Source organism: Kitasatospora phosalacinea (genome assembly GCF_030268885.1).
GTDB classification, from domain to species: domain Bacteria; phylum Actinomycetota; class Actinomycetes; order Streptomycetales; family Streptomycetaceae; genus Kitasatospora; species Kitasatospora phosalacinea_C.
In genome coordinates, this window is record NZ_BSSA01000036.1 from 63,581 (window position 1) to 87,276 (window position 23,696).

At 75.3% G+C, this 23,696-nt stretch carries 15 protein-coding genes; 4 read left to right on the plus strand and 11 right to left on the minus strand.

The annotated features are described in order from the left end of the window. Positions 1-25: 25 nt before the first annotated feature. From QSK52_RS34290 to mfd, 3 genes are all read right to left on the minus strand, one after another. The gene (locus QSK52_RS34290) at positions 26-2,047 is read right to left on the minus strand and encodes a hypothetical protein (protein WP_285740162.1); all 2,022 of its coding nucleotides are present in this window, start codon (positions 2,045-2,047) and stop codon (positions 26-28) included. A 159-nt stretch (positions 2,048-2,206) separates the two neighbouring features. Continuing rightward, positions 2,207-2,833 (minus strand): SurA N-terminal domain-containing protein, encoded by a 627-nt coding sequence (locus QSK52_RS34295; RefSeq protein ID WP_285740163.1) that lies wholly within the window; start codon positions 2,831-2,833, stop codon positions 2,207-2,209. Between the two features lie 162 nt (positions 2,834-2,995). After that, a complete protein-coding gene (gene mfd, locus QSK52_RS34300) occupies positions 2,996-6,604 on the minus strand; it encodes a transcription-repair coupling factor (protein WP_285740164.1) in 3,609 nt (1,202 codons plus the stop codon). 540 nt (positions 6,605-7,144) lie between these two features. Between mfd and QSK52_RS34305 the strand changes: the two genes are divergently transcribed. Continuing rightward, positions 7,145-8,452: a nucleotide sugar dehydrogenase gene (locus QSK52_RS34305; RefSeq protein ID WP_285740165.1), complete on the plus strand. Its 1,308-nt coding sequence runs from the start codon at positions 7,145-7,147 to the stop codon at positions 8,450-8,452. A gap of 31 nt (positions 8,453-8,483) precedes the next feature. Here the strand turns inward: QSK52_RS34305 and QSK52_RS34310 are convergent, their stop codons facing one another. The 7 genes from QSK52_RS34310 to QSK52_RS34340 form a co-directional block, all read right to left on the minus strand. Further along, positions 8,484-9,767: a hypothetical protein gene (locus QSK52_RS34310; protein WP_285740166.1), complete on the minus strand. Its 1,284-nt coding sequence runs from the start codon at positions 9,765-9,767 to the stop codon at positions 8,484-8,486. A gap of 162 nt (positions 9,768-9,929) precedes the next feature. Further along, positions 9,930-12,338, minus strand: coding sequence for an SUKH-4 family immunity protein (locus QSK52_RS34315; protein WP_285740167.1), 2,409 nt, complete (start codon positions 12,336-12,338; stop codon positions 9,930-9,932). A 28-nt stretch (positions 12,339-12,366) separates the two neighbouring features. Next, on the minus strand, positions 12,367-13,368 hold the full coding sequence (locus QSK52_RS34320) for an SMI1/KNR4 family protein (protein ID WP_285740168.1): 1,002 nt from the start codon (positions 13,366-13,368) through the stop codon (positions 12,367-12,369). Between the two features lie 133 nt (positions 13,369-13,501). Further along, the gene (locus QSK52_RS34325; protein WP_285740169.1) at positions 13,502-14,608 is read right to left on the minus strand and encodes a DegT/DnrJ/EryC1/StrS family aminotransferase; all 1,107 of its coding nucleotides are present in this window, start codon (positions 14,606-14,608) and stop codon (positions 13,502-13,504) included. 30 nt (positions 14,609-14,638) lie between these two features. Further along, the gene (locus QSK52_RS34330; RefSeq protein ID WP_285740170.1) at positions 14,639-15,775 is read right to left on the minus strand and encodes a DegT/DnrJ/EryC1/StrS family aminotransferase; all 1,137 of its coding nucleotides are present in this window, start codon (positions 15,773-15,775) and stop codon (positions 14,639-14,641) included. 101 nt (positions 15,776-15,876) lie between these two features. Beyond that, positions 15,877-16,863, minus strand: coding sequence for an NAD-dependent epimerase/dehydratase family protein (locus QSK52_RS34335; RefSeq protein WP_285740171.1), 987 nt, complete (start codon positions 16,861-16,863; stop codon positions 15,877-15,879). Continuing rightward, the gene (locus QSK52_RS34340) at positions 16,860-18,032 is read right to left on the minus strand and encodes a Gfo/Idh/MocA family protein (RefSeq protein ID WP_285740172.1); all 1,173 of its coding nucleotides are present in this window, start codon (positions 18,030-18,032) and stop codon (positions 16,860-16,862) included. Before QSK52_RS34340 ends, QSK52_RS34335 begins: the two co-directional genes overlap by 4 nt. A gap of 310 nt (positions 18,033-18,342) precedes the next feature. Between QSK52_RS34340 and QSK52_RS34345 the strand changes: the two genes are divergently transcribed. Continuing rightward, positions 18,343-18,798 carry a YwqJ-related putative deaminase gene (locus QSK52_RS34345; RefSeq protein WP_285740173.1) on the plus strand — a complete coding sequence of 152 codons (456 nt, stop codon included), beginning with the start codon at positions 18,343-18,345 and terminating at the stop codon, positions 18,796-18,798. Positions 18,799-18,891: 93 nt separating this feature from the next. Next, positions 18,892-19,356 (plus strand): SUKH-3 domain-containing protein, encoded by a 465-nt coding sequence (locus tag QSK52_RS34350; RefSeq protein ID WP_285740174.1) that lies wholly within the window; start codon positions 18,892-18,894, stop codon positions 19,354-19,356. Between the two features lie 7 nt (positions 19,357-19,363). Here the strand turns inward: QSK52_RS34350 and QSK52_RS34355 are convergent, their stop codons facing one another. Further along, positions 19,364-20,635, minus strand: a complete 1,272-nt coding sequence (locus QSK52_RS34355) for a sensor histidine kinase (RefSeq protein WP_285740175.1) — start codon at positions 20,633-20,635, stop codon at positions 19,364-19,366. A gap of 249 nt (positions 20,636-20,884) precedes the next feature. On the opposite strand from QSK52_RS34355, the gene ppc reads away from it, so the two are divergent. Next, positions 20,885-23,641: a phosphoenolpyruvate carboxylase gene (gene ppc / locus QSK52_RS34360; protein ID WP_285740176.1), complete on the plus strand. Its 2,757-nt coding sequence runs from the start codon at positions 20,885-20,887 to the stop codon at positions 23,639-23,641. Positions 23,642-23,696: the final 55 nt, after the last annotated feature.

A 23,696-nucleotide genomic window follows, 5' to 3' on the forward strand; every position in this document is an offset into this window, starting at 1 on the left:
CCGCGGGCGCGGGCAGCCGCCGGGGTCAGTGCTTGCGGCGGGCCTTCGCGACCAGGACCATCAGCCCCGCCAGGACGCAGCCGAGGGCGGCGAGGCCGATCAGCGGGAGGGCCCCGGCGGTGCCGGTCTCGGGGAGGCGGCCGCTCGCGGTGCTGCCGGGGCTGCCGGGGCTGCCGGACGGGGTCGGCGCGGACGAGGACGGGGACGAGGGCGAGGAGGACGGGGACGGGGAGGGGCCGGGGGCGGTGACGGTGACCGTCGCCGCGCAGGCGGGGTCGGTGCTGCCCCGGCCGCAGTTGTTGCGGTAGGTGGTGGAGGTGACGGTGTTGGTGAGTTCGGCGTCGGCGGTCGGCGAGGAGCGGACGGTCACCGAGTAGTCGACGGTCGCGGTGGCGCCGACCGGCAGGTCGCCCCTCCAGTGCAGGGTGGTGCCGGTGACGGTCGCGGTGCCGCGGTCGGCGGTGGCGTCGCCGTGGTAGGCGGCGTCGGCCAGCACGTCGGCGAGGTCGTCGTCGAGGGTGACGCCGTTCGCGGGGACCTTGCCGGTGTTGGTGACGGTGACCCGGTAGGCGACGGTGCCGCCGGGGGCGGCGCTGCTCGGGGTGGCGGTCTTCTCGACCCGGTACCGGGGCAGGTCGACGACGGTGTTGCGGACGGTGTTGCTGGTGCGGGTCTGCTCGCGCCGGGTCTGGCTGCCCCGGAAGCCGAGGGTGGCGGTGTCGTCCAGCACGGTGCCGCCGGTGGCGTCCGCGTCGACCGTCACGTCGAAGGCGAGGTTCGCGGTGGCGCCGGGGGCGAGGTCGGGGAGGGTGCAGGTGACGGTGTCGCCGGGTTCGACGTCGCCGGGCGGGTCGTCGTCGGTGGTGCCCGCGGGGCGGTTGGCCTTGGTGATCTGCAGGTCGGGTTCGAGGGCGTCGACGGCGAGCCAGACGGCCTGCGGGTGCAGGGCGTCGCCGGAGCCGTTGACCTGCAGGACGGCCTGGGTGGCGGCGGCCGGGATCCGGCCGGTGACGTCGATCGTCCGGGCGTCGTAGCCGTAGTTGTCGACCGGGTTCGGGTCGCGGGTGGTGACGTTGCTGCCGGTGCCGTCGGTGGCGACCCGGTCGATCCGGCTGGCGAAGGCGTTGTCGGTGACGACGCCGGTCGGGCCGGGCAGCGGCAGCAGGGTGAGGTCGGCGGTGCTGGAGCCGACCAGCAACTGGTCGCCCGCGATCTGCACGTCGCCGTCGCCGACCACCACGCCGAGGGTGGCGGGGGGCGCGGTGGTGGCGGGGGTGCGGATGCCGCCGAGGGTGAGGGTGGCCAGGTTGTCGGGGCTGCGCAGCAGTTGGAAGCCGTCCCAGACGTCGAGGTAGCGCAGCGGGGCGTTCCGGTCCTCGTACGCGACGACCAGCGACCAGCCGCCCCAGCAGCCGACGTTGCTGCCGCCGCCGTCGGCCGAGGAGGAGCGGCCGTCGCAGGCCTGGAGGTCGGCGACGGTGTAGCTGCCGGGGCCCGCGGCCCGCACCTGGGCGGTGACGTCCTTGACGCCCGCGCCGGCCAGCAGGGTGGGGGTGCCGCCGGTCTGCTGGTCGAACCAGTCGTAGGTGTCGGCGGTCAGCTGCTCGTAGGAGGAGGAGCCGGGGACCTTCCAGGAGACCCGGTCGCCCCGGGCGATGTCGCCGGAGTGGCCGCCCGCGGTGCTGGTGTTGACCGAGTTGAACTGCCAGTACAGGCGGGCCGAGAGCACCTTCGCCCCGGCCGGGAGGACCAGGTCGGCGGCGGAGGCGTTGTCGCCGGGCGCGTTCGGGTCGCTCTTCACGTACCTGGTGCGGTTGTTGTTGCTGCCCTCGGTGTCGTTGCAGGGCGAGCCGTCGCTGGGGTCGCAGGTCAGCACCGAGTTGGCGGCCATCGTCAGGCCGCCGTGCGCCAGCAGGCTCACCGCCGGGTCGGGCCCGATCGGCCGCTGGGTGCCCGCCCCGCGCAGGGCCGCGGGCACCGCGGGGGCGGCGGCGAGCGGGACGAGGAGCCCGGCGACGGGCAGGACCGCGCACAGGGCGCGCAGCATCCTCGGCAGGGGTGAACGGCGCTGAACCACGGAAGACCTCGCAACCGGCGGACGGAGTGGGCGGAGGAGCCCAGCGTCACCGGCCCGCGGTGGATCGCCCGACGGGACACGGTCCGCGCGTCCGGTCGCTCACCCGTTCGGCCGAGGGCCTCCCGGTCCCTACAGGGCGGCCCGGCCGCTCGCCGGGAGCCAGTTCTCGGTGCTGTCCTCCAGGCCGATCCCGGCGGTGTTCCAGCTGCCGTAGCGCGGGTTGACCTCGATGTGCAGGGCGGCGCCCGCGTCGACCAGGGCCTTGCGGATGGCGGCGTCGCCCTCAGCGCTGGACGGGTCCTGGCCGTCGGCCAGCTTCACCAGGCCGATCTGCTGCCGGTAGAAGCCGTCCACGTCGGTGGCCGGGACGCCCTGCTTGGCGCGCAGCAGTTCGGCGAGCTTGGCCTCGCTGCCGACGGTCCGCGCGTCCGCGGCCCGGGCGCGGTCGATCTCGCCCTGGCTGACCGTCAGGCCGCGGTCCGCCAGGGCGCGGGCGACGACCTTGCCGAGGATCAGGTCGGAGACGGCGTGCCGGGCCAGGCCGGGCTGCTCCTCGGTGGCGGCGCCGCTCCGCGCGGCGCCGTCCCGGACGGCGGTGACCCGGGCCTCGACCTGGGCGATGCTGATCCGGTCACTGCCGACCACGGCGGCCGCCCCCTGGTGCGCCGGTGCGCCGCTGCAGGCGGCGAGCGCGGCGGCGGCGACCGCGGTGCCGAGGGCGGCGCGCAGTCGACGGGCGGAGCTGGTGCGGATCACTGGGGCCTCCTGGGCGGTGGAGCGCGGTCCGGTGGTGCTCTGCGTACGTGGCTGGGACGAACACTATTGACCACCGCGCCCGGGGGCCAGACCCCGCGCAGGGAGTGGCGGTACGGGGTGCCGGGGGCGTCCCGGCGCCCCGTACCGGGTGCGCGGGCTCCGCTAGCGCTTGAGGTCCTCGAACATGGTGCTCAGGAACTCCGTGCACCAGGACAGCAGTTCCCGCCCGACCAGCGGCCTGCCGCCGATCCGGCCGCCGCTGCCCGGCCGCGGCACCAGCAGCTGCCGGGCGGCGGACTTGACCTGGGTGCGCGGGTAGAGCCGGTTCAGCCGCAGCTCCTGCGACTCCCGCAGCTCGACCGGCCCGAACCGGACGAAGTTGCCCTGCAGGGTGATGTCGCCGATGCCGCAGCGCCGGGCGAACAGCCGCAGCCCCGCCACCAGCAGCAGGTTCTCCACCGGCTCGGGCAGCTTGCCGTAGCGGTCGGTCAGCTCCTCGCGGACCTGCGCGATGTCGTCCTCCGAGTTGACCGCCGCGATCGAGCGGTACGCCTGCAGCCGCAGCCGCTCCCCCGGCGCGTAGTCGTGCGGGACGTGCGCGTCCACCGGCAGCTCGATCTTCACCTCCAGCGGCTCCTCCTCCGGCTCGCCGCCGCCGCTCTCCAGCGACTCGCGGAACTCGGCGACCGCCTCGCCGACCATCCGCATGTAGAGGTCGAAGCCGACGCCCGCGATGTGCCCGGACTGCTCGCCGCCCAGCAGGTTGCCCGCGCCGCGGATCTCCAGGTCCTTCATCGCGACGTACATGCCCGCGCCCATCTCGGTGTGCTGGGCGATGGTGGCGAGCCGCTCGTGCGCGGTCTCGGTGAGCGGCTTCTCCGGCGGGTAGAGCATGTACGCGTAGCCGCGCTCGCGGCCGCGGCCGACCCGGCCGCGCAGCTGGTGCAGCTGGGACAGGCCGAAGGTGTCGCCGCGCTCGACGATCAGGGTGTTGGCGTTGGAGATGTCGATGCCGGACTCGACGATCGTGGTGGAGACCAGCACGTCGAACTCCTTCTCCCAGAAGTCGACGACGACCTTCTCCAGCTGGGTCTCCCCCATCTGCCCGTGCGCGGTCGCGATCCGGGCCTCCGGCACCAGGTCCTTCAGCCGGGCGGCCGCCTTGTCGATCGACTCGACCCGGTTGTGGATGTAGAACACCTGTCCCTCGCGCAGGAGTTCGCGCCGGATCGCGGCCGAGATCTGCTTCTCGTCGTACGGGCCGACGAAGGTCAGCACCGGGTGCCGCTCCTCGGGCGGGGTGGTGATGGTGGACATCTCGCGGATGCCGGTGACCGCCATCTCCAGGGTGCGCGGGATCGGGGTCGCGGACATGGTCAGCACGTCCACGTTGGCCCGCAGCTTCTTCAGCTGCTCCTTGTGCTCGACGCCGAAGCGCTGCTCCTCGTCGACGATCACCAGGCCCAGGTCCTTGAACCTGGTCTCCGAGGAGAACAGCCGGTGGGTGCCGATGACGACGTCCACCGAGCCGTCGAACAGGCCCTCCAGCACGGCCTTCGCCTCGGTGTCGGTCTGGAACCGGGACAGCGCCCTCACGTTGACCGGGAAGTTGGCGTACCGCTCCGCGAAGGTCGAGAAGTGCTGCTGCACCAGCAGCGTGGTCGGCACCAGCACCGCCACCTGCTTGCCGTCCTGCACCGCTTTAAAGGCCGCTCTCACTGCGATTTCAGTCTTACCGTATCCAACGTCGCCGCAGATCAGCCGGTCCATCGGGACGGACTTCTCCATGTCGGCCTTGACCTCGCCGATGGTGGTCAGCTGGTCGGGCGTCTCCGCGTACGGGAAGGCGTCCTCCAGTTCGCGCTGCCACGGGGTGTCCGGGCCGAAGGCGTGGCCGGGGGCCGCCATCCGGGCCGAGTACAGCTTGATCAGGTCGGCGGCGATCTCCTTGACCGCCTTCTTGGCCCGCTGCTTGGTCTTCGCCCAGTCCGCGCCGCCCAGCCGGTGCAGGGTCGGGGCCTCGCCGCCCACGTACTTGGTGACCTGGTCGAGCTGGTCGGTCGGCACGAACAGCCGGTCGCCGGGGTGGCCGCGCTTGGCGGGCGCGTACTCCAGCACCAGGTACTCGCGGGTCGCGCCCTGCACGGTGCGCTGCACCATCTCCACGTACCGGCCGACGCCGTGCTGCTCGTGCACCACGTAGTCGCCGGCCGCCAGCGCCAGCGGGTCGATCGCGTTGCGGCGGCGGGAGGGCATCCGGCGCATGTCCTTGGTGGAGGACTTCTGGCCGGACAGGTCGGTCTCGGTGACGACGGTGAGCTTCAGCTCCTCGTCGACGAAGCCGTGCTCGATCGAGCCGCAGGAGACGTACACCACGTCCCGGGTCGGGGCCTCGGTGAGGTCGGCGACCAGCCGGGCCGCGATGCCCTCGTTGCCGAGCACCTCGGCCAGCCGGGAGGCCGGGCCGTGGCCCTCGGTCACCATCACCACCCGCCAGTCGGCGGCCAGCCGCTCCCGGGCGTCGGCGATCGCCCGGGCGGTGTCGCCGCGGTACGCCTCGACGGCGTGCATGCCGAGGGTGAGCGTGTCGGCGTCGCGTTCGAGGATGTCGTGGACGGTGGAGTCGCTGGTGGCGAACGGGCTGACCGACCACCACGGCAGGCCGATCCCGGCGGCGTGCTCGCGGACGTCCGCCAGCGAGCGCAGCGAGGCGGCGGAGACGTCGATCGCCTCCAGGTCGATCGGGCGGTCGGCGCCCGCCGCGGCGGCCACCCAGGACGCGGCCAGGAACTCCTGGCTGGTGGCGACCAGGTCGGCGGCCCGGGTGCGGACCCGCTCCGGGTCGCAGACCACGGCGATCGAACCGGCCGGGAGGACGTCCAGCAGCAGCTCCATGTCGTCCACCAGCACCGGGGCCAGCGACTCCATGCCCTCGACCGCGATGCCCTGCGCGATCTTGTCCAGGATCTCGCCCAACTCGGGGTGCTCGGCCGCCAGTTCGGCGGCCTTCGCGCGGACCTCGTCGGTCAGCAGCAGCTCCCGGCAGGGCGGCGCCCACAGGCCGTGCTCGGCGATCTCCAGGGAGCGCTGGTCGGCGACCTTGAAGTAGCGGATCTCCTCGACCTCGTCGCCCCAGAACTCCACCCGCAGCGGGTGCTCCTCGGTCGGCGGGAAGACGTCCAGGATGCCGCCGCGCACCGCGAACTCGCCGCGCTTCTCGACCAGTTCGACCCGGGCGTAGGCGGCGGCCGCCAGCCTGCGGGACACCTCGCCCAGGTCGTGCTGCTCGCCGCGGCGCAGCGCCACCGGCTCCAGCTCGGCCAGGCCCTTCACCTGGGGCTGCAACACGCTGCGCACCGGCGCCACCACCACCTGCACCGGGCCCGCGGCGGGGTCGTCGGCCCGCGGGTGGACGATCCGGCGCAGCACGGCCAGGCGGCGGCCGACGGTGTCCGAGCGCGGGGAGAGCCGCTCGTGCGGCAGCGTCTCCCAGGCCGGGAACTCGGCGACCGCGTCGGCGGGCAGCAGCGAGCGCAGCGACGCCGCGAGGTCCTCGGCCTCCCGGCCGGTGGCGGTCACGGCCAGCACCGGCCGCCCGTTCTCACCGCCCCGGGCGGCCAGCGAACGGGCCAGCGCCGCGATCGCGAACGGGCGCGCGGCGGGCGGTCCGACCAGGTCGAGGTGCTGCCTGTGCCCCGTGGCCGCCGCCTCGATCGCCTCGGCGAGGGCGGCGTCCCGTACGACGACATCGAGCAGTCCGGACAGGCTCATACGTCAGTTTCTCCACGACGGGGAGTGGCCCGGCGCAGGAGACGGCCGGGCAGCGCGACAGCCCGGAACGCGGTGCGCCCCGGGGGGTGTCCAGCCTACGCCGCGCCGCCGCCCGGCACGCGGTGCGGCACCCTCCCGGCCGCCCCGGCCGACTCACCGGTATCCGTACGGGCTCGTCCAGAGATCATGCGGCCGACACATTGTCGTCACTGTGCGTCCATGGTCGGCGCGCACCATGGATGTCAGCGCAGGCCGCATCCAACCGTGGGGGATGGCTGTGGAAGCGCGGTCGCACCTCGATGGGGGTCGGGAGTGCGAAGGCCGGGCGACCCTGGGTGGGGGCGCCCGTGCCACTCACGCCGGGACTCGCGGCGTCCGCTCCCGGGCGGGCGCCGCGGCTCTCGGCGTCCTGCGTTCCGGGCCCCTCCCGCCGCTCGTGCACCACTTCGGGCGAAGCCGCCCGCGCGGAGGCCCCGGCTCCGTACCCTCGTGTGAAGAAGGTGTGGGGACACCGGTCGTTTCCAGGGGGTTTGCTTCGTCATGCGCGTTGTCATCGCAGGTCAGGGCTACGTCGGACTCCCGCTCGCGGTCCGCGCCGCCGAGGTGGGGCACCGGGTCGTCGGGTACGACGTGGACGAACGCCGGATCAAGCGGCTCGCGGTGGGCGAGTCGTACGTCGAGGACATCCCCGGGGAGCGGCTGCGTCCGCTGCTCGACTCCGGGGCGTACCTGCCCTCCGCCGACCCGGCCGACGTCGCGGGGTTCGACATCGCGGTGATCACCGTCCCGACCCCGCTGCGCGAGGGCGTCCCCGACCTGTCCTACATCGAGGCCTCGGCGAAGCTGCTGGGGCGGCACCTGCGGCCGGGCGCGACGGTGGTGCTGGAGTCCACCACCTACCCGGGCACCACCGAGGAGCTGCTCGCCCCGCTGCTGGAGGCGGGTTCGGGGCTGCGGGCGGGCGCCGACTTCCACCTCGGCTACAGCCCGGAGCGGATCGACCCCGGCAATCCGGTGTGGAAGCTGGAGAACACCCCGAAGGTCGTCTCCGGCACCACCCCCGAGGGCCTGGCCGCGGTCTCCGGCTTCTACGGGCAGCTGGTGGAGCGGACCGTCCCGGTGTCCTCCTGCAAGGAGGCGGAGCTGACCAAGCTGCTGGAGAACACCTTCCGGCACGTCAACATCGCCCTGGTCAACGAGCTCGCGATGTTCGCCCACGACCTCGGCATCGACGTCTGGGAGGCCATCGACGCGGCCTCCACCAAGCCCTTCGGCTTCCTGCGCTTCACCCCCGGCCCCGGCGTGGGCGGGCACTGCCTGCCGATCGACCCCTCGTACCTGTCCTGGCGGGTGGAGCGGGCCCTCGGGCAGTCCTTCCGGTTCGTCGAGCTCGCCAACGACGTCAACAGCCACATGCCCGACTACGTGGTGCGCCGGCTCACCGAGGCGCTCAACCAGCGGCGCCGGAGCGTGAACGGCTCCCGGGTGCTGGTCCTGGGCCTGGCGTACAAGCCGAACACCGGCGACGCGCGGGAGACCCCGGCGGCCCGCGTCGTCGAGCTGCTCACCCGCCAGGGCGCGGAGGTCCGGGCCGCCGACCCGCACGTGGTGGCGGGCGTGCACGTCGCCGAGCCGCACGTCCCGGGGCAGCGCACCGCCGCGCACGAGGGCGGCCCGCTCGCCGCCGTGCACCGGGTCGAGGCCACTCCGGAGGAGCTGGCCGCCGCCGACGCGGTCGTCCTGCTCGCCGACCACGACGAGTTCGACTACGAGGCGGTCACCACCCACGCCCGGTACGTCCTGGACTGCCGCCGCCGCCTGACGGGGGCCGCGGTCGAGGTGCTGTAGGGCACCCCGGCCGGGCTCCCCGGCGGGGCGCTCAGCCCCGGCGCTGGATGCGGTTGCGGTCCGGGCGGGTGTCGTGGTCGATGCCGTCGTCGACGATGACGATCTTGGGCACGATGCGGTCCTCGACGGTGGCGTCCGGCTTGGCGTCGGCCTTCGCCTCCGGCTTCGTCTCCGGCGCGGTCTCCGGCGCGGTCGCGGGCGCGGGCGCCGGGGCGGTCGCGGGCTTCGGGGGCAGCGGCTCCTTGGCGAAGCTCGCGGGCTTGGCGGGCGGGGCCGGGGGCTGGGCGGGGGCCGCGGGCGCGTAGGGCTTGCGCGGGTCCTCCTGCTTGGGCCTGACCGGGCCCAGCACGGTGGTGGGCTGGTCGGTGGCCGGGGCCTTGGCCAGGTCGGCCTTCTTGGCGGCGACGGCCTCGGCCGCGTCCTCCGGGTCCTCGATGGCGCCGACGGCGGCGCCGGTGAGCGAGGCCAGGGTGCCCTTGATGTGGTCGAGGTGGGTCTGGACCTTGTCGAGGCGCTTGGTGAAGTCGGCCTGCTCGCGCTCGCTGGCGGCCCTGATCCGGTCGGCCTTCTCCCGCGCGGCGGCGAGCGCCGCGTCGGCCTTGGCCTGGGCCTCGGTGTCGAGGCGGCGGGCCTCGGCGAGCATCGCCTCGCGGTGCTGCTCGGCCTCCTTGACCCGGGCGTCGGCGGCGGCGGTGACCTTGGCCACGGCGGCGTCGGCGGCGGCCTCGGCGGCGGCGAACTCCTCGTCGGCCTTGCGGCGGCGCTCGGCGAGGGCGCTCTCGGACTGCTCGGAGGCGTTGGCCGCGGCGACCCGGACCCGGGCGGCGTGGCCGGTCGCGGCGTGGATCAGGGCGCGGCACTCGGCGTCGGCCTCGGCGCGGATGCGCTCGGCCTCGGCCCGGCTGCGCTCGTCGGTGCGGCGGGCGAACTGCTCGGCGTCCTCGCGCAGCTTGGCGGCGTACTCCTTGGCGGCCTTGGCGGCGGCCTCGCCCGCCTCGTGGGCGGCGTCGCGGGCGTCCTCGGCGGCGCGCTCGGCCTTGGCGTGGATGGCGTCGGCCTCGTTGAGGGCGATGCCGAGCAGGGCGGCGGCCTGGTCGCTGAGCTCGGCGAAGTCCGGGTCGGGGGCGTCCTCGGCGGCCTGCCTGATGTCGGCGAGGCGCTTCTCCATCTCGCGCAGGCCGCCGCCGAGGACGCTGAGCCGCTCCCAGGCCTCGTCGCGTTCGCGGATGAGGGCGGTGACGGCCGCGTCGACCTGGTCGGGCGCGTAGCCGCGCCGGGACGGGGTGAAGCCGTACTGGGACACGGCGTCGCTCATTTCGGCTGTTCTCCTCGTGCTCGCGGGCTGCGCGGCCCCGCCGGATGCGTGGTTCGGGTGGGTCGGGGTGAACCGTCCCATTGACCTATTTTGCGCAGATACGAACGCAAACCAAACAGGGGGCCGCCGCGCGGCCGGGGGAACCGGCCGCGCGGCGGGCCACTACAGGAGGCCGTCCCAGAACTGCTCGACGAGCACCGCCCACCAGCTCTCCGGGGTGTGCACGGCGGCCGGGTCGACGGCCATCAGCTGGGCCTGGAGGTCGGTGGTCCAGCGTCCGGCCTGCTCGGGGGTGAGGCCCAGCCGCAGGCGCCACATCCGGGCCAGCACCGCCAGGCAGCCGACGAACTCGGGGACGCCGGTGTTGACGAAGCGCGGCGGCTCGGCCGGGTTCTCCAGGTCGACGGCGACCACCGCGGCGGTGCCGTACTGGACGCACAGCTGGCGGCCGTAGTCGTTGCCGAGCACCAGGTAGCCGCCGAAGTCCGGGCCGGACGGCAGGCCGCGCTCGGCGGCGAGCTCGGCCAGCGTCGGGATGGGGCGGCCCTCCTGCGCCTGGGCCCAGAAGAACGGCGCGAACTCGCGCGGCAGCCCGACCCACATCAGCGTCTGGGCGACCGGCTCCGGCACGCCCTGCCGGGCCACCGCGCGCTGCTCGAACCGGAACATCGAGGGGCCGAACAGGGCGCCGAACTCCGCCGCGAGCTGCTGCGGCGGCGCGGGCGGCTGCTGCGGGACGGTGCCGGGCGCGGGCAGCGGCACCCGGACGGTGCGCGGGCGCGGCGGCGCCGACACCAGCTGGTGCAGCTGCTCGACGTGCTCGCTGAGCACGTTCATGCCCGCCTGCCGGGCCGCGGCGTCGCGGCCGTACGGGGCGGTGTGGCTGATCCGGGCGTTCGGCCAGGACGCGCGCACCATCCGGGCGCAGTAGCCGCCGGGCAGGTCGCACAGCTCCAGGTCGGTGTGCACCTCCAGCACCTGGTCGGCGGGCACGCCGAGGCGGCGCAGCTCCTGCAGGGCCCGCCACTCGGGGTGCGGGGTGCCCAGCTCGGAGGTCATCACCAGGTTGAGCTCGGACCCGTCCGGGCCCCGGTAGTTGACCACGGCGGTGGTGCCGGGGCCGACCGTCGGCGGACCGGCCGGCGGCGGGGCCACCGGCGCGGGGGCACCGGGCGGGAAGCCCTGGCCCGGCTGCGGCCCGCCCGGGAACGGCGGCGGGGGCGCCTGGAACGGCGGCGCGCCCTGCGGCGCCGGGGCGCCCGGGAACGGCTGGCCGGGGGCGCCCGGCATCGGGAACGGCGGGGTCGCACCCGGCGGCAGCTCGATCGCCGGGGCCAGCTGGGTGGCCTGGTACGCGACCGCGGCGGCCGCGGGCGCCGGGGCGGCCGGGGCGGCACCGGGCGCGCCGGGTGCGCCCTCGCCGCGCAGGCCCGCCGGGGCGGGCGGCGGCGGGGCGCCGGGGCCGCTGCGTCCACCGGGGTGCGCGACGGGACCGCCGCCGGGGGGCAGCAGCTCGTTCGGCGGCGGGGGCGGGGGCGCGCCGGGGCCGCCGCGGCCCAGCTGGACGTGCGCGGGCCCGCCGGTGGACGGCAGCAGGTCGTTCGGCGGGGGCGGCGGCGGGGCGCCGGGGCCGCCGCGGCCCAGCTGCGGGGAGCCGGGCACCGGCTGGCCGGGGCCGGGGGCGCCGGGCAGGCCCATCAGCCCGGGCGGGCCGTCGGTGGCGAGCATGGTGGCCGCGTAGTTGACCCCGGGGCCGGAGGGGCCGGGCGGGGCGGGCGGCCCCGGCGGGACGGGGGCGGCGGGCGGGACGGGTGTGCCGGGCACCGGCGTGGTCGGGCCGCCGACCGGGTACGGCGGGGTGGCGCCGGGCGGCACCGGCGCGGGCGCACCGGGCCCGGGGGCGCCGGGGACGCCGAGTCCGCCCGGGGCGAGCACGGTGGCGTCCTCGGAGCCGGGGACGGCGGGGCCGCCCGGGGCGCCGGGCGGCGGCGGCACGGGCAGGCCCGCGCCGGGCGTGCTGGTGAAGTAGCTGGGCCCCTCCCCGCCGGGCTCCGGCAGCTGGCCGCCCTGCTGGACCGGGACCGGCGGCGGCACCGGCGCGGCGGCAGCCGGAGCGGGCGCGGCGGCAGCGGGGGCCGGGGTCGCGGGCGCCGGGGCAGCCGCGGGCGCGGACGCGCCCAGGCGGTCGGCCTCGGCGGCGATCGCGGCGGCCCCGGCCTCCTGCAGCCACTGCGGCGGGCTGAGCAGGAAGGAGGTGGCCTCGACCGCGCCGCGCACCGGCTTGGCGGCGCCCGCCGGGTTGGGGGCGCTCCCGGTGCCGTACAGCTCCTCGTACTGCCGGACCACCTCGTTGACCGGCAGCGGCGGCCAGAGCGTGCTGGCGCCGCTGTCGCGGGCGATCACCAGGCGCAGCGAACTGCCGGGGCCGCCGGTGTGCTCGCTGCCGTCGACGGCCCAGCAGACGTAGCCGAGGTCGAACTCGCGGACCTTCACCTCGCGGTGCTGCGAGCGCGGCACCCCGGCGTTGATCCAGTCCTCGGCGGTCTCCTGCGCCTGCGCGTACGTGGTCACCACGTCTCGTCCACCCCTGTCGTTCTGGTCAGTTCACCGGGACGGCGCGGGCGAAGCCGCCGTCCACCATGAGTTCGGCGACGGTCTCCAGCTCCGCGGGGCTGCCCGCGAGGCGCAGCAGGAACGCGTCGAAGCTGTCGCCGCAGGGCAGCAGGAGGCGCTGCACGCGCTGCTCGACGGACTCGTCCGAGCCGTCGTCGCGGGCGTCGTCGTGGGGCAGGAAGCCGACCGAGCCGGTGCCCTCGCCGCGGACCTTGACGGTCAGCAGGCCGCCCTGCAGGTAGGCGACGGCGAGGTGGTCCTTGGTGAGGTGGTCGCGCAGGCACTTGTTGGCGTACACCAGGTCGTGGGTGCCGTACTCCTCGCTCAGGGTGAGGAACGGCTGGTCGACCAGCAGGCCGAGGTCCACGTCGAGGGCGACGCCGGCCGGGCCGCGGCCGCCGGTGAGCTTCAGGAAGTCCCGGTAGGCGGTGGGCAGCGGGTGGCCGAGGCGCTGTTCGGCGCGCTGGACGAGGTCCTCGGTGACGACGACCGGGTCGCCGCCGTCCTTGGCGAGGGTGAAGTGCGCGGGGCGGTGGTCCTGCAGCGGGCGGGTGCCGCGGCGGGTGTGGTCGGCGGTGGAGCTGGCCAGGCCGCCGTGGTGCCGCAGCAGGGCCTTGACCTCGACCGGGACGAGCTCCATCCGGCGCCAGCCCGCGGGGGCGCGGCCGACCACGTGGTGCCACGTCCAGCCGGGCGGGGTGGCGACGGCGCTCTCCAGGTCGGCCCAGAGCTCGTGGCCCTGGGTGTACAGCGCGGCGTTCGCCGACACGTAGTCGGTCAGGCGCAGTTCGTCGACGCCGAAGCCCTCCGGCGGGTCGGCGACCTCGGCGGCGGCGGCCGCGTACGGCGCGAAGTCGGGGTACCCGTTCTCGTCGACGCGCACGCCCCGGGGATGCCGCTGGGCCCGGACCGGGTCCGGGAACTGCACCACCTGGCCCGCGTACGCCGCGTTGGGCACGGCGGTGGTGCCGGGCCGACCTGTCGTCATCTGTGGTCCCCCACTGGCAGAAGCCGATGTCCTCGGGGACCAGCGTAGGGCAACGGCCGTTCGCGTTCGGGGCACGGGCCCACCCTGGCCGGCCGCGCGGACGGCCGGGGCCCGGCCGGGCGCCCGCCGCGGGTCAGCGGCGGCGCAGCGCGGCGGCCAGCACCTCGGCGACCCGGGCCTGTTGGCCCTCGGTGAGCTGCGGGAACAGCGGCAGGGTGAGCAGCTGCCCGGCGGCCCGCTCGGTGACCGGGAACGCGCCCCGGTCGTACCCGAGGTGCCGGAACGCGGGCTGCAGGTGCACGGGGACGGGGTAGTGCACGCCCGCGCCGATCCCGGCCTCCTGCAGGGCGGCCAGCACGCCGTCGCGGTCGCGGTCGACCCGCACCGCGTACAGGTGCCAGACGTGCTCGTTGCCGGGCAGGGTGCGCGGCAGGGTGAGGCCGTCCAGGCCGCCGAGCAGCTTGTCGTAGCGTTCGGCGGCGGCCCGGCGGGCCTCGTTCCAGGCGGGCAGGCGGCGGAGCTTGGCGCGCAGCACCACGGCCTGCAGGGTGTCCATCCGGGAGTTGAAGCCGAACCTCTCGTGGACGTACTTGCGGGCCGAGCCGTGGTCGCCGATCAGCCGGACCGCGTCGGCGAGTTCGGCGTCGTCGGTGACGACCGCGCCCGCGTCGCCGTACGCGCCGAGGTTCTTGCCCGGGTAGAAGCTGGTCGCCGAGATCCGCCCCCAGCTGCCGGACGGGCGGCCGTGCCGGGTGGCGCCCTGCGACTGGGCGCCGTCCTCGACCACCGGCAGCCCGTCGGCGACCTCCAGCAGGTCGTCCACCGGGGCGAGTTGGCCGTTCAGGTGGACGGGCAGCAGCGCGACGGCCCGGGTGACCCGGTCGGCGGCCTGCTCGACGTCGATCAGGAGGTGCTCCTCGTCCACGTCCACCAGCACCGGCCGCAGCCCGGCCCGGACCACCGCCTCGGCCGTCGCCACGAAGGTGTTCGCGGGCAGCACCACCCCGCCGCCGGGCTTCAGCTCCAGCGCCCGCAGCGCCATCTCCAGCGCGTCGGTGCCGTTCGCCGTCCCCACCGCGTGCCCCGTCCCGGAGAACGCCGCGTACTCCCGCTCGAACGCGGCCACGTCCGGGCCCTTGACGTAGGCCCCGCTCGCCAGCACCGCGTCGAAGCCCGCGCGGACCTCGTCGGCGATCTCGGCGTGCGAGGCGTGCAGGTCGACCAGGGGGATGTTCGTCACGGGGGTGGGACCTTTCCGGGGTAGGAGGGCCTAGCGGCCCAGGGCCGCCTGGAGGGCGCTGACGACGTGGTCCTGCTGCGCGTGGGTGAGCGAGTGGTACAGCGGCAGGATCAGCGTCCGCGACGTGATCGTCTCGGTCACCGGGAGCGGCACCCGGGCGGTGCCCTTGTACGGGGCCTCCAGGTGGGCGGCCATGATGCCGCGCCGGGCGGAGACGCCGTCCGCGGCCAGCCGGGCGAGCACCTCGCCGCGGTCGGGGGCGTCCTCGGGGAGCAGCAGCCACAGCGACTGGAAGTTGGAGGTGCCGTGCGCCGGGTCGCCGACCAACCGGGCGGCGAGTTCCGGGCCGAGCAGCTCCCGGTAGCGGTCGGCGAGTTCGCGGCGGCGGGCGACCATCGCGGGGAGCTTGCCGAGCTGGACCAGGCCGATCGCGGCCTGGACGTCGGTCATCCGGTGGTTGAAGCCGATCTCGTCGTAGGTCTCGACGACGCCCGCCCCGCCCGCCCCGGCGTGCCGGTCGGCGGCCGAGACGCTCATCCCGTGCTCGCGCAGGCGCCGCAGCCGGGCGGCGAGCGCGGCGTCCCGGCAGGTGACCATGCCGCCCTCGCCGGTGGTGAGGAGCTTGCGCGGGTGGAAGGAGTAGGCGGCGATCTCGGCGCCCGCGCCGGCCGGGCGGCCGCGGTAGACGGAGCCGGCGGCGCACGCCGCGTCCTGGACGACGACGGCGCCGCGCGGTTCGACCAGGGCCCGGATCGCGTCCAGGTCGACCGGGACGCCGCCTTGGTCGACGGCGACGACGGCCCGGGTGCGGTCGGTGAGCAGCGGGGCGACGGTGTCGGGGGTGAGGTTGCCGGTGGCCGGGTCGACGTCCGCGAAGACCGGGGTGGCGCCGACGTAGGTGACGGCGTTGGCGGTGGCGATGAAGGACAGCGAGGGCACCACGACCTCGTCGCCGGGGCCGACGCCCGCGCCGATCATCGCCAGGTGCAGGGCGGTGGTGCAGGAGGAGACCGCGACGGCGTGCGGGACGCCGAGGTGCTCGGCGAACGCCCGCTCGAAGGCGGCCACCCGGGGGCCCTGCGCGACCCAGCCGGAGCGGACCGCCTCGGCGGCGGCCTCGGCCTCCTCGTCGCCGAGCCAGGGGACCATGACGGGGATGGTGGACACGGTGGTGCTCCTTCGCATCGCGCAGGGTGGGCGGCCGCGCCCGTGGACGGTTCCCCCGCCCGGGCGCGGCCTGCTCCCGCGGGCGTCCTGCGGGCTGCGCGCTAGCTCTGCTGCTCGCGCCACCAGGCGACGAGCTTGCGCAGCCCGTCCTCCAGCCCGAGTTCGGGCTTCCAGCCGAGGTCGCGCTCGGCCGCGGAGACGTCGGCCAGCCGCCGGACCACGCCGCCCGCGGTGTCGCGGGCGGGGCCGTGCTCGACGTCGAGGTCGGAGTCCATGGCGGCGAGCAGGGCGTCGGCGAGGCCGCGCAGCGAGACCTCGGTGCCGGAGGCGATGTTGTAGACCCGGTCGGTGACCGGGGCCGCGGCGGCCAGCAGGTTGGCCCGGGCGATGTCCTCGGTGTAGACGAAGTCCATGGTCTGCGCGCCGTCGCCGAAGATCAGCGGGGGCCGTCCGGCGGCGATCCGCTCCATCCAGCGGATGAAGACCTCGGTGTAGCGGCCGTGCACGTCCATCCGGGGGCCGTACACGTTGAAGTAGCGCAGGGCGACGTAGTCGAGGCCGTACATGGCGTGGAAGCTGCGCAGCAGGCCCTCGTTGAAGACCTTGGCGGCCCCGTACAGGGTGTCGTTGTGGTACGGGTGCTGGGTCTCGGGCGTGGGGAAGACGTCCGCCAGGCCGTAGACCGAGGCGGTGGAGGAGGCGACCACCTTGCGCACGCCGGTCTCCGCCGCGGCCTCGACCACGTCGAAGGTGCCGTCGACCATGACCTCCAGGGCGAGCCGGGGTTCGGCGGCGCACTGGGTGATCCGGATCGCGGCGAGGTGGAACAGCAGGTCGGTGTCGGTGCCGAGCAGTTCGCGCAGCAGGGCGCGGTCGCGGATGTCGCCGTCGACCACCCGCAGCTGTCCGGGGGCGGCGAGTTCCCGGGCGCGGGCCAGGTTGGCGGTGCGGCCGCGGACGAAGTTGTCGAGGACGACGACCTCGCGGGCCCCGGCCTCGACCAGCTGGTCGACGACGGCGGAGCCGATGGTTCCGGCGCCGCCGGTGACCAGGCAGCGGGAGCCTTCGAGGGGGACGGCGGCGTTCATCGTGCGGCGGCCTTCTGCTCGGCGGGGTGGTGGCGGGTGATCAGCTCGGCGTCGGCGGCGGCGTCCACGGGGACGGTCGCGCCGCCGAGTTCGAGGCTGCGGGAGGCGGCGTGCAGCAGGCGCAGCACGCGCAGTCCGGCGCGGCCGTCGGTGAGCGGGGCGCGGCCCTCGGTGATGGCGGCGGCGAACTCGGCCATGACGTTGCGCAGCGCCTCCTGCTCGACCAGGGCGGGGGCGACCACGTCGCCGACCCGGTAGGAGATCAGGGCGCGGTGCCGGATGGCGTCGGTGAGTTCGTCGGGCGGGGTGAGGTCGACGCCGCGGTCGTGGATCGCGAGCCGGGCCTGCGGGTTGAGGTCGTCCCAGACCAGGGTGCGGCGGGAGCCGCCGATCAGGGTGGTGCGGACCTTGGTCGGGGAGAGCCAGTTGACGTGGCAGTGGGCGAGCGCGCCGTTGGACAGGTGCAGCGTCAGGTAGGCCACGCAGGCCCGTCCGGCGCCGATCGGGTCGGCGGCCTGGGCGCTGACGCCGACGGGTTCGACGCCCGGCGGCAGCACGAAGTCGAGGATGGACAGGTCGTGCGGGGCGAGGTCCCACAGCACGTCGACGTCGGGCTGGACGAGGCCGAGGTTGATCCGCACCGAGTCGAAGAACTGGACGTCGCCGATCTCGCCGCCGTGCACGAGCTCGCGGATCCGGCGCACCACCGGCGTGTAGCAGAAGGTGTGGTCGCACATCAGGACGAGGCCGCGCTCCTCGGCGAGGGCGACCAGGTCGGCGGCCTCCTCGACGGTGGTGGTGATCGGCTTCTCGACCAGGACGTGCTTGCCCGCCTCCAGGGCGGCCCGGGCCAGCCGGTGGTGCGCGCCGGCGGGGGTGGCGATGGCCACCGCCCGGACGCGCTCGTCGGCGAGCACCTGCGCGTACGAGGTGGTGGCGGCGACCGTGGAGTACTCGCCGAGGACCTTGCGGGAGCGCTGTTCGTCGAGGTCGCACAGCCAGTGCAGCCGCAGGGCGGCGGTCTGCTGCGCGTTGCGGACCAGGTTCGGTCCCCAGTACCCGGCGCCGACGACGGCCAGGCCGATCCGCCGCTCGGGCGGGTGCTCGGTGCTGCCCGGTGCGGGCACGTGTTCCCCCGGCGCCTCGTGCGCCTCGACGTTCGACCCCATCGCAAGACCCCCCTTGCCGCCGCGTCGCTCGAACGGTACCGGCCCGGCCGGGCCCATCGGGGCACAATCGGCAAAACCGGTGAAGGCCACCAGGGGCGCGCACGGCGGGAGTTCGGCCCTCCGTACACCTCCGCGCGCCCCGTGTCCGCACCCCGGCGCGGCGCGGCCCGAACGGGTTTGGCAGGCTGGATGCTCTCGGGTGAGGATTCACTGTCAGTGGGGTCCGCTACCCTGCGTGATCCACCGTCCGTCAGCAGACCCCCGGCAGCGGAGAACTGCCGGCGCACCGCACCAACGCCGAGGAGCAGTCATGGACCAGTCGGGCCCGCCGCCCGTGCTGCGGCACCAGCGCGACAGCCTGCTGCCCGCGGTCGCGGCCGCGCTGTCGCTGCGCGGCGGCGAGGTGCACACGCTGGCCGGGGAGAAGTCGGAGCTGGCGCCGATGCTGCACCCGCTGGTCGGCGAGTTCCTGGCGGCGCTGCCGGTGGAGAAGCGCGAGCGCTTCGTGGGCCGCTGCCCGGAGGCGGCGCTGCTGTCCCAGTACCTGGGGCAGGTCGACGCGTCCCGCTCGAAGCGGGCCGCGCGCAAGCCGATGACGGTGCAGGAGGCCCGCAAGGCGCTCAAGGGGGCCCGGATGACCACGCTGCGGATCCGCGAGGAGGGCGACCCGGCGCACGGCACGCACGCGCCGCCGTGCCGCTCCTGCGCCCCGCTGCTGGAGCACCTGAACGTGGCCAGCGTCGCGGTCGGCCCGCCCGGCCGCTGAGCCGCCGCCGCGCGCACCCGCCCCCGTCCCCGAACCCCGGAGCACGCCCTGAACGCCAGCACCGTCCGCACCCAGCCCCGCTTCCCGGCCGACGTGGCCGCCGCCCTCAAGCAGGCCGGCTGGCACCCCGGCCGCTGGGAGATCCGGCAGGCCGAGCAGTGGGCCGACGCCCTGGTCGCGTACGGCGGCCCGCTGGAGCCGCAGCACGCGGTGTTCCCGGCCGCGATCGAGGCGTGGGCGGAGTTCGGCGGCCTGGCCTTCGACGTCCCGGGCGCGGGCGCCACCCTGGCCCGCACCCCGTTCCTGCTCGACCCGCGCTGCGGCCTGCACGCCCCGCGCACCCTGGCCGACCTCGGCCGCGCCCTCGACACCCGGCTCGCCCCGCTCGGCGAGGAGCTGTACGGGCAGGCCCTGCTGGCGATCGACGAGCAGGGCCGGGTCTACAGCCTCGACCACACCGGCGAGTGGTACCTGGGCGCCAGCGTGGACCGGGCGATCGGCACCCTGGTGCTCGGCCACGCCCCGCACCGGCTGCGCACCGCGTCCGACCCCGCCTGACGGCCCGTCAGGACGGGGGCGCCCCCGCGCGCCGCAGCCGGGACGGCAGCACCGCCTCCACCCGGAACCCGCCGTCGTCCTCCGGCCCGGCGTGGAACGCCCCGCCGAGCGCCACCACCCGCTCGCGCATGCCCACCAGCCCGTTGCCGCCGCTGGGCAGCGCCACCGGCACCGCCGCCCCGCCCGGGCACTCGTTCACCACCGACACCCGCACCCCGTTGGGCACGTACGCCAGCAGCACCGAGACCCGGGCCCCGCCCGCGTACTTGTGCGCGTTGGTCAGGCCCTCCTGCACCACCCGGTACGCGGTCTGCTCGGCCTCGGCGACGTACGCCCGGCGCTCGCCGCTGACCGTCAGCGACACCGCCATGCCCGCCACCCGGGACTGCTCGACCAGCTCCGGCAGTTCGCCCAGGCCGCCGACCGGGGCCTCCACCTGCTCCTGCGGCTCGGTCATCCGCAGCACGCCGAGGATCTCGCGCAGCTCGTCCAGCGCCTGCCGTCCGGTCTCGCCGATCAGCTGGGCCGACTGCTGGGCCCTCGCCGGGTCCTTGGGGACGATCCGCTCCACCGCGGCGGCGTGCACCACCATCAGGCTGACCCGGTGCGCGACCACGTCGTGCATCTCCCGGGCGATCCGGGTGCGCTCCTCGACCCGGGCCCGCCAGGCCCGTTCCCTGGCCTGCTCGGCCAGCAGCGTCAGCTCGGTCTCCAGGCCCTGGGCCCGGTCCTTCAGCGACTCCACCAGACGGCGCCGCGCCCCCACGTACAGGCCGGTCACCATCGGGGCGACGGCCATGCCGACCGCGACGAAGGCCGCGATCACCACGAACACCCAGGTCGGCGGGAGCGGTTCGGCGGGCGGGGCCTTCGCGGGCGCCGTCATCGCGAGCAGCACCATGCCGAAGGTCTCCACCGTCGCGACCGCCGACAGCACCACCACCCGGGCCCGGCGCGAGGGCCACTCCCAGGTCGCGGCGAGCGTGTACAGCGAGACCACCAGCAGCATCACGCCGAAGAAGCCCGGCACGAACACCAGCGCCACCACCACCGGCACCACCGGCCAGCGCCGCCGCACCACCAGCGACGCCCCGGCGAGCGCCCCCAGCACCACGCACACCACCGTGACGGGCATCCCCCAGTGCAGCCTGTCCCGGACCAGCCCGTACGCGCCGACAGCGCACTCCAGTCCCGAGGCCGCGGCCAGGCCCACGTCCAGCACCGCGCTGCGCCTGCGCGCCCACCACCACACGCCGTCCCCCGCCGGCTTCTCACTCATGACCGACACGATACGCAAGCGGCCCCGGCGGGCCGACCCCCCGGCCCGGCCCGGGGCCCCGACCTGTCCGCCATCCGGCCACCTCTCCGTCCTGGCACCGCGTGCCACCTATGCTGTTGCCCGTCGGACAGCGCGGTCCGCACCCGTCACCCGCACCGCGGTGATGTCAGAGCCGTTGCCGAACCCCACCACCACAGGGAGACAGCCGTGACCGCTCCGGTCCCCACTCCGGCGGACAGCCCCTCCGTGATCGCCGACGCGGACGACAATGCCGCGCTGCGGGCGGACATCCGCCGGCTCGGCGATCTGCTCGGGGAGACCCTGGTGCGCCAGGAGGGCCCCGAACTGCTGGGCCTGGTCGAGCAGGTCCGCCTGCTGAGCCGCACCGACGGCGAGGCCACCGCCCAGCTGCTGGCCGAGATCGACCTGGACACCGCCGCGAAGCTGGTGCGCGCCTTCTCGACGTACTTCCACCTGGCGAACGTCACCGAGCAGGTGCACCGCGGCCGGGAGTTCGCCTCCCGCCGGGCCCGCGAGGGCTCGCTGCTGTCGCAGACCATGGACCAGCTGAAGGAGGCCGACCCGAAGCACCTGGCCGACACCCTGGCCAACCTCGCGGTCCGCCCGGTCTTCACCGCGCACCCCACCGAGGCGGCCCGCCGCTCGGTGCTGAACAAGCTGCGCCGGGTCGGCGAGCTGCTGGAGCGCATCCACCGCGAGCAGGCCGCCACCGGCCGGGTCGACAGCGCCCGGCAGACCTCCGCCCGCCGCCAGGCCGACCGCCGCCTGGCCGAGGTGATCGACCTGCTGTGGCAGACCGACGAGCTGCGGATCGCCCGCCCGGAGCCCACCGACGAGGCCCGCAACGCCGTCTACTACCTGGACGAGCTGTACCGCGACGCCGTCCCGGAGGTGCTGGAGGAGCTGCACGAGGAGCTGGCCCGGGTCGGCCTGACGCTGCCCGAGGGCGTGCGCCCGCTGACCTTCGGCACCTGGATCGGCGGCGACCGCGACGGCAACCCGAACGTCACCCCGCGGGTCACCTGGGACGTCCTCAACCTGCAGCACGAGTACGGCATCAAGGACGCCCTGGAGGCGATCGACGACCTGCGCGCCTCGCTCTCCACCTCGGTCCGCCTCGCCGGGGCCTCGGAGGAGCTGCTGGCCTCGCTGGACGCCGACCTGGAGCACCTGCCGGAGCTGAGCCCGCGCTACAAGCGGATGAACGCCGAGGAGCCGTACCGGCTGAAGGCCACCTGCATCCGGATCAAGCTGGAGAACACCCGCGACCGGCTGGCCGCCGGGACGCCGTCCGTCCCGGGCCGCGACTACGTCGGCACCCGCGACCTGATCGCCGACCTGCGGCTGATCCAGGACTCGCTGCGCGCCCACCGCGGCGGCCTGATCGCCGACGGCCGCCTGGCCCGGGCGATCCGCACCATCGAGGCGTTCGGCCTGCAGCTGGCCACCATGGACGTGCGCGAGCACGCCGAGGCGCACCACCACGCGCTGGGCCAGCTCTTCGACCGGCTCGGCGAGGAGGCGTGGCGCTACACCGACATGCCGCGCGAGTACCGCCAGCGCCTGCTGTCCAAGGAGATGCGCTCGCGCCGCCCGCTGGCCCCGACCCCGGCGCCGCTGGACGCCGCGGGCGCCAAGACGCTGGGCGTGTTCACCACCATCCGCGAGGGCTTCGAGCGCTTCGGCGACGAGATCGTCGAGTCGTACATCATCTCGATGTGCCAGGGCGCCGACGACGTGTTCGCGGCCGCGGTGCTGGCCCGCGAGGCCGGCCTGATCGACCTGCACGCGGGCATCGCCAAGATCGGCATCGTGCCGCTGCTGGAGACCACCGACGAGCTCCAGGAGGCCGACCGGATCCTGGACGAGATGCTCTCCGACCCGTCGTACCGGCTGCTGGTGTCGCTGCGCGGCGACGTCCAGGAGGTCATGCTCGGCTACTCGGACTCCTCCAAGTTCGGCGGCATCACCACCTCGCAGTGGGAGATCCACCGCGCCCAGCGCCGGCTGCGCGACGTCGCGCACCGCTACGGCATCCGGCTGCGGCTCTTCCACGGCCGCGGCGGCACCGTCGGCCGCGGCGGCGGCCCCTCGCACGAGGCGATCCTGGCCCAGCCGTGGGGCACCCTGGAGGGCGAGATCAAGGTCACCGAGCAGGGCGAGGTGATCAGCGACAAGTACCTGCTGCCCTCGCTGGCCCGGGAGAACCTGGAGCTGACCCTCTCCGCCACGCTGGCCGCCTCCGCGCTGCACACCGCGCCCCGCCAGGCCCCCGAGGAGCTGGCCCGCTGGGACGCCGCGATGGACCGGGTCTCCGAGGCCGCGCACACCGCGTACCGCGCCCTGGTCGAGCAGGAGGACCTGCCGAAGTACTTCTTCGCCGCGACCCCGGTCGACCAGCTGGCCTCGCTGCACCTGGGCTCCCGCCCGTCCCGCCGCCCCGACAGCGGCGCGGGCCTGGACGGCCTGCGGGCCATCCCGTGGGTGTTCGGCTGGACGCAGTCCCGGCAGATCGTGCCCGGCTGGTACGGCGTGGGCTCCGGCCTGGCGGCGGCCCGCGCGGCCGGGCTGTCGGACGTGCTCGACGAGATGCACGGCAACTGGCACTTCTTCCGCAACTTCCTGTCCAACGTCGCCATGACGCTGGCCAAGACCGACCTGCGGATCGCCCGCCACTACGTCGAGCAGCTCGTCCCGGCCGAACTGCACCACGTCTTCGAGCAGATCGTCGCCGAGCACGACCTCACCCTGCGCGAGGTGCTGCGACTGACCGGCGAGTCGGAGCTGCTGGAGCACAACCCGGTCCTCAAGCAGACCTTCACCGTGCGCGACGCCTACCTCGACCCGATCTCCTACCTGCAGGTCGCGCTGCTGCGCCGGCAGCGCGAGGAGGTCGCGGCCGGCCGCCCGGAGGACCCGCTGCGCGCCCGCGCGCTGCTGCTCACCGTGAACGGCATCGCGGCGGGCCTGCGCAACACCGGCTGACCGGCCCGGACGGCACGGCGGCGGCCCGCCCCCTCGCTCGGACGAGGGGGCGGGC